Consider the following 12,552-nt stretch of genomic DNA (forward strand, 5'->3'; position numbering starts at 1 on the left):
ACGTCATAAACTCCACCAAAAACAGAAGTGTCAAAATATAGTCTTAATTTTCTCATTTTCTAAAGATAAAAAATCTTTTAGAAATCGAAGTATTTTATGTAGCAGAATTTTTTTTATGCTGCCGCACAACGTTTGGTATAAGGGTAGTAGCGGACTTTAAAGGATTTAACTTTCAGTCTATCACTAAACTTTGTTCAAAGGTACAAACTTTGAGTTTATCACAAAACCCGCTATTACGTTTATACATTGTTCTCTGCTGGCTTTTAATATTTCAACCCTATTTACATTCTATTTCGTGTATATTTATTTCATCAACTATTATTTCCTAAAAACAAATCTATTTCTACTTTTGCTGCATTTTCACCTAATTTGATTAGTTCAGTTGCTTTATGAAAATCAAAAGTATTAGCTGAATTTGTTGGGATATTTATTACAATATCTGGTTTATGTTTATCAATAGTTAATTTAGATAACTTGTGAACCATTGCGAAAGTTGTTGCATTTAATAATGAAAAATAGCTTAAACTATTTTTATCTCCCGAAGTAATTAGTTTACTTATGCTATTTAAATAATCATTGTATTTTTTGTAAAAATAATTTTGAGACTTAGTATTCAATTCTTTTATTACGGTTTTCTCTTTTTTTGTTCCATACAAATTAACTACTACTAAAATATCATCTTTATTTCGTTTTACATATTCAATTGGAATAGGACATAAAACACCGCCATCTACTAAAAAAGTGTCTTTATATTTTACAGGTTTAATTGCTGTTGGTATTGCAATTGATGCCCGAATAGCTTCATAAAAACTCCCTGAACTAAAAACAACTTCTTTTTCATTAATAATGTCAGTAGCAACTGCTGAAAAAGGTATTTGCATATTTTCAATGGGTTCATCAGGGATAAAGGATTGCATTGTACTAAAAACTCGTTCTCCTTTTAGTAATCCATTTTTGGAAAATGTAAAATCCATTAAACCCCATATTTTCTTTTTATCTAATGTTTTTACCCAATCAATGTATTCAGGTAATTTTCCCATTGCATATAAACCGCCAATTACAGAGCCTATTGATGACCCTGTAACTGATGTTATTGTAAATCCTTGTCTCTCCAATTCATTTATTACACCAATATGAGCAAGACCCTTTGAACCACCACTTGATAACACTAAGGCTACGTTTTTATTTGACATATTTATTAAGTTTATATTTTTTCTACTTACTTATTTTAATTTGCTTTTGTATAGATTTCAAAACTAAATCATAATTTTTTATTGCAGTACTAAGAATTTCCCAACCTTCACCAATATAATTGGTTGTTGCTTCCTTAAACGATGCTTTTTTGAATTTATCTCTATGTTTTAATTCTGGTAATACAATAAATTTAATTGATTTTCCAATCGAAATATAGTAGAAATATAATAAAGTTTCTACACCAAATCTTGATTCTTTAATTTTGTCAATAATTGGTAAAATATCCTTTTTAAATAAAGCTCGTTCACCTGTTAGTATTTTCAATGGATTTATATCTTTTGTCAAAATATTGACTATTGAATACCCTAAAATCATTCCACATTCATCATTTACTAATGGTAGTATTAATCCGGATGTGTAATTTGGTTTAATACTTGTTTGATCGGCATCTATGAATATCACAATATCGTGTTTAGCATTTTCAACACCAACTGCCATTGCATAACCTTTTCCTTTGTTTTTGTCAAAATGAATAACATTTAGATTATATTCATTTTTTAGTTTATCAATAATACTTTTTGAGTTGTCCGTAGAACCATCATTTACCACGACAATTTCATTGATAAATTGCTCTTTTGAAGTTGAAATAATTACATTTCCTACTGTGTCTTGTTCGTTATAAACACAAATTATTGCTGTTGTTTTTTTCATAATATTGAATTATTAATTATTATATACTTGATTTTTTATTTTTTTCGCCCATTCTAAATGACTTTTTGATTTATCAAAAGACATATAAGAAATAGGTTTCATTATTTTTACTTTAATTGTTTTATTTTGTTTTCTGAACAGTTCTCTCGGCAAAAGAATAAGTTCAATATTTGTTTTAATATGTAGTATTTTCCGCAATAAAAATATAGTGTAAAACAGATTTGAATTTTTGCCGTAAAATCGCATTGGAACAACATTTCTTTGATTGGAAACAGCTTTTTTTATAAAACTCTTTTCCCATTGTTTATCACGAATTTCCCCTTTACTAATTCTCGATACAAAACCTGCTGGAAAATGAGTTATTGGAACATTTGAAGCGTATATCTTATTTAGTTCAATATAGTATTCTCTTGGGCTTTTGTCAAAAACACTAACATTAACAATAAGAGGTTTTAATTGTGGAATATGCATAAAAGCATCATTTCCGATTGCTTTTAAAGCTCCGTATTTTTTCCCTACAATACTTGTAATTATTAGACCATCTAATATTCCAAATGGGTGATTTGCAACAAAAAATGCTCTTTGGTTATCTGATAGATTTTCAATCCCTTCAATTTCAACATTTATATTCAATTTTTCAATTATTTTTTCTAAAAATGGGATACCTTCATATTCTTTAAATTCTGATAGTATTTCATTAATTTCATCTTGTTTTATTATTTTACCAATTATTTTGACACCAAAATTTGGAATACTTTTTAACAGTTTTGAGTTGTTTTTTTTAACAATATTTTCGATGTTAATATATTTCATTAGATATTTGATGTTTACATAATACTTATGGACTAAAAACGTTTTATGGTCTATTTTTTTATTAAAAATTTTTAGCTAAGTCCTTTTATTAAAATATTCGCTAAGAAATCTGCTTGACTGAATAGTTTGTTAATTTTGTTCTTTGTTAAAATATCAAATTCAATACCCCTAATGCAAGAAACTATTAGTTCTGATAATGGCTCAATGCGCTCATTGTCAATTGCTAATATATTGTTATCAACTCCTTGAACTAATATATTATTTAAAATTTCTTTTTCTTTTTTATCGTATCTGTTTTTTAATAATGTGATATATTTATTTATTGAATTGGTATCTGTTTCGATTGCGAAACGATATAAGTTTCTTTTTTCTTTTAAAGTTTTAATTTTGATTAAAATGTATTCTTTTAATTTATCATTACAATTATTTTTACTTTCAATAGCTTTCTTGACCTTTTGAAAAAGGGTGTCCATCTCCATTTGAATTACTTGATTAAAAATTTCATCTTTGCTCTTAAAATAATGATATAAAGTGCTTTTGCCTTTTCCAGCATTTTTTGCAATATCTGCCATTGTTGTTTTTTCAATACCAAACTTTACAAGAAGTTGTTGAGCTGAAAATAATATCTCCTGAATAATGATTTTATCTTTTTTCATATTTAGACTATTCGACCAATTAAGTATTTCATTCTGCAAATATATAAATTATAATTTGTAGTTTTTTTTAATATTATTTTGTGGGTGATTTTCGTCAGTCTTGCTTGCAGAGAACTAGTATATATCCACAAAAATACACCACTTTTTTAATTTTTAGACTTGTTTTTATACTTTTTTGCCATTTTATCTAATGGACTTTCTATCTTTTTAGTGCTTTTTTGACTAATATGAGTATAAACTGTAGTCGTTTTGATACTGCTATGGCCCAAAAACTTTTGTATATATCTTATGTCTGTCCCGCCTTATAACAAATTCTGGCTAACGTAAAATTATATTACTGTAAATCAGTTATTTATATTTTATTCATCATTTTAATTTTCAATCCTAAATCTACTCAATTTTAAGTTAGCCGAGGGACTGAAGTTTCTATGAGTCTATGAGGGATTGCTATCAACGTTTTTCCCCTATGGACTTTAAGTAATTGGCTATATTGATTTTGTACTTTGCCTTAGCATCTATTAAGGCATCTTTTGCTTCTTGGGCTATAGCTCTGGCTTCTAATAAATCTGATAAACTGGTTAAGCCTGCATCATAATTGTTTTCCATTTCTTTTTGGTGTTCTACAGCTTGACTCACGGATGTTTGGGCAATATCAATTTGTTTATAGCTTTCTGTTAAATCTCTATAAGCTTTTGACATTTGCAGTTGCAATAGTTCAGAATTTTGCTTTAAGCTATTTTTTGCAATCTCCATCTTAATTTCATGCTCTTGCTTCTTGTAGGTTCCTCCCCACCAATCTGAAATGGGAATAGATAAGGTTGCAAATACCAATCCGTATGTGTTATCCTGATCAATCATATCTAAGTACATGCCTCCAACTCCAACAGCTAACTGAGGTAACAATTCCCCATTGGTCATTTTCTTTTGCAATTCTTCAGCTTCAACAGCTTTGTTAAGCATTTTATATTCTTCTCTGTTTTTTAATGCTAAATCTGTTTCTGTATAATAATTTTGAGGAGGTAATATAGTTGTTATAGAATCTATAACATTAAAATTTTCGGTGTATGGTATGCCAAGGTGTTGAGAAAATGTCATTTTTAAAATATCGATTCCATTGTTGAGTTTTAACTTATTTCCTTCAACTTTATTGAGCTCTAATTGTACTTTTAACAGGTCGCTTTTTTTGACCAAACCAGCATCATAAAAATCACCCACTTCTTTAAGCAGTTCTTTTAAGAGTTTTTCATAGTTCCTAAGCGTTATTGTTTTTTCATTTAAGGCCACCAAATTCCAATAATAGTCTTCAGTGGTCACTAGTATTTCAGATTTGGTTAAGTTATATTGGTATTGGGTAACATCTTCATTCACTTCTGCCAATTTATTTCCAGTTCTGATACGTCCACCTGCATATAAAGGTTGTACAGCTGTTACCATAGCTGTATTTGCATAATCTAAGGTTTGTATGTTAATGGGTGGCACATACGCAAATTGTGTGGCTGTTTCTAAATGGGCGGGATTACCATCATAAACAGGTAAATCCATAGCATCGGTTTTTATGTCCAAAAAATTCTTGGACGATTTAAATGCAAAGGCAGAAGCACTTACCGTTGGAAAATATTTGGTAAAAGCATTTTTTCTAACCTTTCCAGAAGCTTCCAATTTTAATTGTGACTCTTTTAAACGCTTATTGTTTTCTAGAGCCAATTCTTTACAAGCATTTAATGTAAGTGTTTGAGCAATTGAAGTCGCACCAAAAAACAATAATATCGCTACAATACTTAATTTTTTCATTTTGTTCTTTTTTTTAAAATATTAATCATTTTTTAATGCTTTTGCTGATTTTCTTTCTTCTGAACGACCTATGGATTTCCAATACAGTACTGGTAAAACCAATAGGGTAAGTGCCATACCTGTAAGTAAGCCAAAACAAATGACAGTACCCAATGGTCCCCACAAGGACGAGCCGCTTAGAATCATTGGTATTACACCAACTGCTGCTGCTGAAGAGGTTAGAAAAATAGGACGCATTCTACGCTTGCCTGCTGCCAGACCAGCTTCTTCGTAAGACATCCCATGCTTATGTACTAACTGACTTGCGTAGTCTATAAGTATAATGCCGTTTCTTACCACTATACCCACAAGGCCCATTATACCTACAAAAGCAGTAAAGCTAAATGGATAGTTCATTACCAACAAGCCTAAGCCTGCTCCAAAAATACTGAGCAGCATAGTTGACATAATAAGCAATGCTTTTCTAATTGTTTTAAACTGAAACATCAAAATAAAAAATATGACAATGATACTTACTCCTAAAGAAATAGTCATGGGAATAAAGTTTTCAATAGTTGCCTCATGATCTCCACCATAGGTAATTACAGTTCCTTCAGGAAGTTCTAAAGCATCTATTAAAGGTCGCACTTCTCTAAAAACATTATCGGCTATACTTCCTCTTACAACATCTCCCATTATGGTGTTGGTGCGTACGCCATTTCTTCGTGAGATAGTGCCTTCTGTCCATTCTGGTTTTAAAGTACTTAGAGAGCGTAAGGGTAATGTTTCAAGTGTTAATAAAGATGTTATGTATTGGTTGCCTAAATCATCAATACTGTTTTTTTGATAGTCTTCCTTAGAAAGAATCACACTAATAGGATAATCGTCTTCCCAAACGGTTGTTAAAGGCATACCATCCAATGAAATTAGCAGTGAAGAAGCCACTAACGATTTTGCGTATCCTAACTGGTTTGCTTTATTCCTGTTCAGTTCCACAGAAATTCCCTGTCTCTTTTCGTCCCAGTCACTTCTTACCCATTCTAAACCTTCGTTAGCTTTTAATATTGAGGTTACTTTGTTTCCAACCGTCTTCAAATCTTTTATATTATTGGAGGCAATCCTGACTTCAATAGGAGCCTTAAAATCCTCCATTGCCAGTTGTTTCCATTTAATATGTGCTTTTGGAAAGGTACCTTTATATTTTACGCTATATTCATCTAGAATTTCTATTGTGGCTTCATTGGATATAGTATTTAGTAAGAGTTGCCCATAGTTTTTTGCTGGTAAATGCGGTGCGTACAAAGCGTTAAACCTTGGAGAACCGTTACCTATAAAACTGGCAATGTTAGTAATGCGTTTGTCTTTGCTTAATATGGTTTCTAAACTGTCTATAACGCTTTCTGTTTTGGAAATAGAGGAGCCTTCTGGCAAATAAACCTCTATGGCAAATTGTTTTCTGTCCATTTCAGGAAACAATTTTTGATCAACATTCATAAAAAACAGGATTCCTACAATTATAGACAACACTCCTGCAAGTATGGTTAATTTTGGATTTTTAAAACAATATGAAAGTGTTTTATCAAACTGATTTTGCAATAGATCCAACAAACTTTTCCTTTGCTTTTCATCAGGGTTTTTATCCTCTTGATGAAGCCCTTTTTTTATAAACACATAACCCATAAAGGGGATTAATAATACAGCGACAAGCATTGATATACTTAATGCAATGCCAATAGTAATAGGTAAACTTCCTGCAAAATCCTTGGCAATGCCTGTTAAGAAAAATAATAGTGGGAAAAATGCGGTACAAATTGCGGCAGAAGCTGTTAACACAGGTATAAACAACTCTGTAGCGGCTTTCCAAGCGGCATCCCAAGGTTTTTCACCATGATCCAACTTTTCTACATGGCTGTCTATTACCACAATAGCATTATCTACTACCATGCCCAACACGACAATTAAAGCTGCCAATGATACAATATGCAATTGAAGCCCTACCATTTGCATAATTCCAATAGTAATTAAAATGGAAATTGGTATTGATACGGCTGCTACAGCTGCCACTCTAAAGGGCAAGAGCAACATGGTAACAATAATGACTGCAATGATTGCTATCATAAATTCCACTAAAAAATGGGATATGGAATCATCTACCACTTCTGGTAAATTTGATATGGTATTTAGTTGGACGTCACTCCCTAATTTTTCTGAAAATTTAGTTAGCACTTCTTGAACGTCTTCTCCAAAATACACGATGTTGTTCCCTTTTTGCATTTCTAACGAAAGCAATAATGCGTTTGTACCGTTATTTTTTATAAAGTTCTCTGGCTTTTCATAACGTCTTTCTATGTAGGCAACATCTTTTAAACGTATAATATTACCCTGAGGATCTGAATATACTATTTGTTCTTCTAAATCTTCTTCTGATTCAAATCTAGGCGGTAAGTGGATTGGTAAATCTAAATCACCATTATCTAAGGTGCCAGAATAATTGATGGATTCTTGTAGTTGGAATGAAGCCAAAACCATTGTTGGCTTTAGGTTAAACTCTTTTAGCTTTTCGGGCTTTATATATACGTAAATTTCTTCTTTTTGTTCGCCGAATGTCTTTATTTTTGAAACAGCAGGTATTTTTCTGATTTCAGCTTCCAAATTATCCATGATCTCACCAAGTTCTCGATAGCTTTTATGATTGGATGACATGGTAATCAACAGTGCAGAGGTGTCTCCAAAATCATTTGTTCCAATAAGTGCCAGAACACCCGTGGGGACTTGTAACTCGTTAAGGCCGTGTCTTAATTTTGACCAAAACTTATCCGCATTTTTAACATTGGGGTTCAATTCAACATAAATGATCATTTGCCCTTCTTTGGATTGTGAATAGGTTTTTGACTTGTTCACTTCTTCATAACCAAATATATAATCTTCAACAACTTTAGTGAGTCGTTCTTCAACTTCTAATGAGGTAAACCCGGGATAAACACCAATAACCAAACCTTGGCGTACAGTAAACTCGGGATATTCTCGTCTTGGCATATTTTTTAAACCTATAGCACCCAAGATCATAAATACAACCACTATGGAAACCACAATTTGGTAATGCTTCATAGCAGCTTCAATAATATTCATTCCTTTTTTCATAAAAATGTACTTATACAATTAAAACACAGTGTGGAAAATTTAGTAACTAACTTTATCATTGTCAGTCAATTTGTGCTGCCCTTCAGTAACTATAATATCTCCCTTTAAAAGTCCTGATACTACTTCAATTTGGTTGTTTTCAAAAGAACCAAGCTCAACCAATTGTTTTGAGACATTTTTAGATTCTGGGTTGACCTTAAACACATAATTTTTACCATTTTCATCTTTAATTACCGCTCTATATGGGATTGTCAATTTTCCTTCAGACGGCATTAAATTGATATTAACGTCACAAGCCATTCCTGATTTTATTAAAAGATCCTTGTTTGAAATAAGAATTTTCACCTCGTAGGTTTTGGACAATCTGTTAGCTATTACACTTACTTTTTCTATATTTCCCATAAATACTTTGCTTCCTAAAGCAGGAATGATAACGGAAGCTTTTTGGTTTTTTTTTATAGAATTGATCTCATTTTCTGGTACAGATATCCTTACATAGACCTCGTTTAGCGACACTAGATTAAAAATGGGGGTTCCAGGAATAGAAGCTGAACCCACTTCAACATTTCTAGTGCCAATGAATCCTGATGATGGTGCTCGTAAGGTGCAGTTTTCCAGATTTCGCAGAGCCACAAGATTAGCCGATTTTGCCTGATCTAATTTTGATATGGCATCCTGCATTTGAATTTCAGGAAGACTGCCCTTGTCGTAAACCGATTTTAGCCTTGCATAGGCATCTTTGGCTTGATTTAAGGCTGCCAAGGTGCCGTTATAGGTGTTCAGTGGAGAACTGTTGTCTATTTGAGCCAATATTTGTCCTTTTTTTACCCAATCTCCTTCTTCCACCATAATGGAAGTTACTTCACCTGGAAGCAAAAAACTCAATGGAGTGGACACCTTAGGTTCTACAGTACCATTATAACTAAGCTGATTACCTATAGTATCTCCCTTTACTTGAAAAATATTTACTTTATAGCTCGCTTTTGTTGCATTGGTATTGGTTGTTTCTTTTTTTTCTGAACAACCTAACATAAGTATTAGGACAACTGCAGGTAAAACTCGGTTTAAAATAATATTCATAATTAAATTCTGTTTAGCGTTTTACTATTAATATTTTCGGTATATAATAATGGAGACAAAGGTGATGTACTTATTTTGTTTAGAAAAGGTCTTAAGTATGCTTAAATTGGTTTAAATAAGGGATTTTTTGATATTTATGAATTTTTCTATTATATTATATCGTATCAAAAAAAATATTAAAACACTGTATAACAATGCATTGATGTGTTATATAAGAATAAATAGTATTGGTCTAAAAAAGGTTTTATCTTCTTGGTTAGTATGTTTTATGGGCTAAAAAACCACACTGGAATTGAAAACAAAGCAAAATCCATACCTGAAGCCATCACTCGGGTTCTGCTTTTGTGAATAATAGATTTCTAACAAAACCGTCCTTTTTTGGAATCGTGAATAACTCTGCTTTAAATATTTCAACTTCATATTTTAACAGGTGCATTCTCCATAATATCACAAACGATTAAAATCCTTTTTGATTTATGTTAGGATGGTATAAGCCAGAAAAGAACATCAATCTCACTTGAACTAAGTTAAATTTTTTCTGTATGCCGAGGGAGAAATGCCTGTGTTTTTTTTGAAATATTTACCAAAAGACGATTGATCACTAAACTGAAGCTCATCTGCTATTTGAGCTATGGTGAGAGATGAGTTGGCCAATAGGTTTCGAGCTTCTATAGTTACTACTTCATCAATTAATTGCGAGGCTGTTTTGCCTGAAACCTTTTTTAATACTTTTGATAAGTGTCCTGAGGTTACGCATAAAATATCGGCATAAAATTGTACTGTTCTCTCACTTTTAAAATTCTCTTCAAGTATTCTAAAAAATCGAAGGGTCAACTCTTCTTGTCTTGATAATGATGTTTTGTAAGTGGTAATTTGTTTTTTATAAATTGTTGCCAATTCATACATTAAAAGATTAAAAGTGTGCAGGATGATTTCATCTTTATAATAAAAAGCATCATCCATTTTTCCTTGGAGAAATTTTGTGATGGTTTTGAAAATGCTCAATTCTTTTTTGTTAAGAACAAGCTTGAATATATTTTTAGCTATTAAAAAATTAAAAACCTCTATTTCGGTTTTATTAAAGACATTTTTTAATAAAAAATCTAGCGTAAAGCTAATCTCAATAACTTCAAGTTCTTGGCTTATTTCTAAAATATGAGTAACTGTATTGGGAACGATAACAATGATTTCGTTTTTTTGTACTTCATACTTTAGAATGTTGAGTTGTAATTTTATCTTTCCAGAAACAACCAACAAAACAGCGTAATTATCAAACCTAAATGGATATGATAAAGGAACTTCTTTAAATTTATTTTTTGAAGTATGGATATGTAAACCTTCATGCTGTGGTTTTTCTCCAAGAATTTCAATGATGTCGTATATTGTATGTTTTTTAATTTGTTTATTTTCCAACATTAACAGAAATAATCATCTCTCCAAATATAGTATATTTTCAAACCAATTAATGCATAGGTCTAAAAATCTTATACATGCTAACTGGTGTATGATTGGTTGCAACTTTTTTATTTAATTTAATGTGAGTTCGATTTAAGCTGACAATTTATTTTCAATAATTTCAAGGTTTAGCCGGTAGGATATCATTATTTTACTATTGATTTGCATTAGAGAGTTTTTCCTAATATCTATATCAAACTCGTGTCATTTACTTTAAAAATGCTCATACACTCCAAGCCCAAATAAAGCAAAATCGTATTTAACTGGATCTTTGATATCGAGTTTTCTTAAGTTTTTGTCTAATTCTTTTACAGCTTTAGCATCGTTTTGTTTCCGTTTTAATAATCCTAACTTTCGAGCGACTCTCGCCGTATGCACATCTAAAGGACAAGACAATAGAGCAGGAGAGAGGTTTTGCCAAATCCCAAAGTCAACTCCATTTTTATCTTGTCTTACAAACCAACGCAACATCATGTTGAGGCGTTTGGCTGCTGAATTTTTTAAAGGATCACTGATGTGTTTTTTGGTGCGTTCTAAGCAACCAAAAGCCATAAATTCTCTTTTGAAATGATGAATGGCAGTTTGCAAATCATCATCGACTTGATGCTTGACAAAGATGTCTTCTAAACTATTATATTTTTGATACAAGGCTTTTAATGCGGTAAAAAAATACTGTAAATCTTCAGCATTAAAGGTTCTGTGCACAAATCCGTTACAAGCTTTTAAATCAGATTTACTGTGATTTTTGATAAAGTCATAAGGCGAATTCCCCATAATTTTTAGTAGTCTTTCTCCGCTGTTCAAAATACTTTTTCGATTGCCCCAAGCTATGGTTGCAATTAAAAATCCACTGATTTCAATATCCTGTTTTTGAGAAAATCGGTGTGGAATTTGAATCGGATCGTCTTTAATAAAATCAACCGTATTATATGTTTCAACTTTATGGTCGAGAAAAGCTTTAAGTTCAGAATGGTTCATCTATCTAATGATTTGCCCATCTTTCATTTCTAATTTTCTATCAGCCATATCCGCTAGTCCTTTGTTATGAGTGACAATCACAAAGGTTTGGTTAAATTCCTCACGCAAATCAAAAAAGAGGTTGTGTAATTGCTCTGCAGTAACAGAATCGAGGTTACCAGAAGGTTCATCGGCTAAAATCACCGACGGATTATTAATGAGTGCTCTCGCTACGGCAACGCGTTGTTGCTCGCCACCACTGAGTTCGCTAGGTTTGTGATGAATACGGTTTTTAAGATTTAAAAACTCTAAAAGTTCTGTGGCTTTGTGTTCGGCTTCTTTTTTGGATATTTTATTGATAAACGCTGGGATACAAACATTTTCAAGTGCAGTAAATTCGGGTAACAATTGATGGAACTGAAAAATAAATCCAATATTTTGATTTCTAAATTTAGCCAAAGCTTTGTTTTTAAGTTTAGCCACATCTACATCGTTAATTTTAATGATTGTATTTGCATTTTTATCAGCTTTCTCAAGGGTTCCAACAATTTGCAAGAGCGTAGTTTTACCAGCTCCTGAAGAACCTACAATAGAAACTATTTCACCTTTTTTGATATCAATTGACACATCATCAAGGACTTTTAAGTCACCGTAATGTTTATTAATATGTTTTGCTTGAATCATATTTTGACTAATGAACGACGAAAATACAATTTTTGAAAGTAAAATTTTAGATGTATTAATAAAATAAACTGTGGAATAATTAAGTTCAATT

General features: G+C 31.5%; 10 protein-coding genes. All 10 read right to left on the reverse strand.

The annotated features are described in order from the left end of the window. Nucleotides 1-311 precede the first annotated feature (311 nt). Nucleotides 312-1,193, reverse strand: a complete 882-nt coding sequence (locus tag ACSSV5_RS05370) for a patatin-like phospholipase family protein (protein ID WP_454245067.1) — start codon at nt 1,191-1,193, stop codon at nt 312-314. Nucleotides 1,194-1,215: 22 nt separating this feature from the next. Continuing rightward, nucleotides 1,216-1,905 (reverse strand): glycosyltransferase family 2 protein, encoded by a 690-nt coding sequence (locus ACSSV5_RS05375; RefSeq protein WP_454245068.1) that lies wholly within the window; start codon nt 1,903-1,905, stop codon nt 1,216-1,218. A gap of 12 nt (nt 1,906-1,917) precedes the next feature. Continuing rightward, nucleotides 1,918-2,718 (reverse strand): 1-acyl-sn-glycerol-3-phosphate acyltransferase, encoded by an 801-nt coding sequence (locus ACSSV5_RS05380; protein WP_454245069.1) that lies wholly within the window; start codon nt 2,716-2,718, stop codon nt 1,918-1,920. 71 nt (nt 2,719-2,789) lie between these two features. Continuing rightward, nucleotides 2,790-3,374, reverse strand: coding sequence for a TetR/AcrR family transcriptional regulator (locus ACSSV5_RS05385; RefSeq protein ID WP_454245070.1), 585 nt, complete (start codon nt 3,372-3,374; stop codon nt 2,790-2,792). 450 nt (nt 3,375-3,824) lie between these two features. Next, the gene (locus ACSSV5_RS05390; RefSeq protein ID WP_454245071.1) at nt 3,825-5,165 is read right to left on the reverse strand and encodes a TolC family protein; all 1,341 of its coding nucleotides are present in this window, start codon (nt 5,163-5,165) and stop codon (nt 3,825-3,827) included. Nucleotides 5,166-5,186: 21 nt separating this feature from the next. Then, a complete protein-coding gene (locus ACSSV5_RS05395) occupies nt 5,187-8,285 on the reverse strand; it encodes an efflux RND transporter permease subunit (protein ID WP_454245072.1) in 3,099 nt (1,032 codons plus the stop codon). Between the two features lie 39 nt (nt 8,286-8,324). Next, nucleotides 8,325-9,365: an efflux RND transporter periplasmic adaptor subunit gene (locus ACSSV5_RS05400; RefSeq protein WP_454245073.1), complete on the reverse strand. Its 1,041-nt coding sequence runs from the start codon at nt 9,363-9,365 to the stop codon at nt 8,325-8,327. 522 nt (nt 9,366-9,887) lie between these two features. Further along, complete coding sequence (locus ACSSV5_RS05405; RefSeq protein ID WP_211065737.1) at nt 9,888-10,778, reverse strand: helix-turn-helix domain-containing protein; 891 nt, start codon at nt 10,776-10,778, stop codon at nt 9,888-9,890. Between the two features lie 255 nt (nt 10,779-11,033). Next, on the reverse strand, nt 11,034-11,798 hold the full coding sequence (locus ACSSV5_RS05410) for a TIGR02757 family protein (protein WP_454245074.1): 765 nt from the start codon (nt 11,796-11,798) through the stop codon (nt 11,034-11,036). Next, nucleotides 11,799-12,461 (reverse strand): ABC transporter ATP-binding protein, encoded by a 663-nt coding sequence (locus ACSSV5_RS05415; RefSeq protein WP_211065739.1) that lies wholly within the window; start codon nt 12,459-12,461, stop codon nt 11,799-11,801. It abuts the gene before it with no gap. Between the last annotated feature and the right edge of the window lie 91 nt (nt 12,462-12,552).

This window comes from Psychroflexus sp. MBR-150, from assembly GCF_053628795.1.

Coding starts and splice junctions, on each gene's coding strand:
- ACSSV5_RS05400 (WP_454245073.1), bottom strand. CDS start 9,365: ATGAATATTATTTTAAACCGAGTTTTACCTGCAGTTGTCCTAATACTT.
- ACSSV5_RS05415 (WP_211065739.1), bottom strand. CDS start 12,461: ATGATTCAAGCAAAACATATTAATAAACATTACGGTGACTTAAAAGTC.
- ACSSV5_RS05375 (WP_454245068.1), bottom strand. CDS start 1,905: ATGAAAAAAACAACAGCAATAATTTGTGTTTATAACGAACAAGACACA.
- ACSSV5_RS05370 (WP_454245067.1), bottom strand. CDS start 1,193: ATGTCAAATAAAAACGTAGCCTTAGTGTTATCAAGTGGTGGTTCAAAG.
- ACSSV5_RS05395 (WP_454245072.1), bottom strand. CDS start 8,285: ATGAAAAAAGGAATGAATATTATTGAAGCTGCTATGAAGCATTACCAA.
- ACSSV5_RS05385 (WP_454245070.1), bottom strand. CDS start 3,374: ATGAAAAAAGATAAAATCATTATTCAGGAGATATTATTTTCAGCTCAA.
- ACSSV5_RS05380 (WP_454245069.1), bottom strand. CDS start 2,718: ATGAAATATATTAACATCGAAAATATTGTTAAAAAAAACAACTCAAAA.
- ACSSV5_RS05410 (WP_454245074.1), bottom strand. CDS start 11,798: ATGAACCATTCTGAACTTAAAGCTTTTCTCGACCATAAAGTTGAAACA.
- ACSSV5_RS05390 (WP_454245071.1), bottom strand. CDS start 5,165: ATGAAAAAATTAAGTATTGTAGCGATATTATTGTTTTTTGGTGCGACT.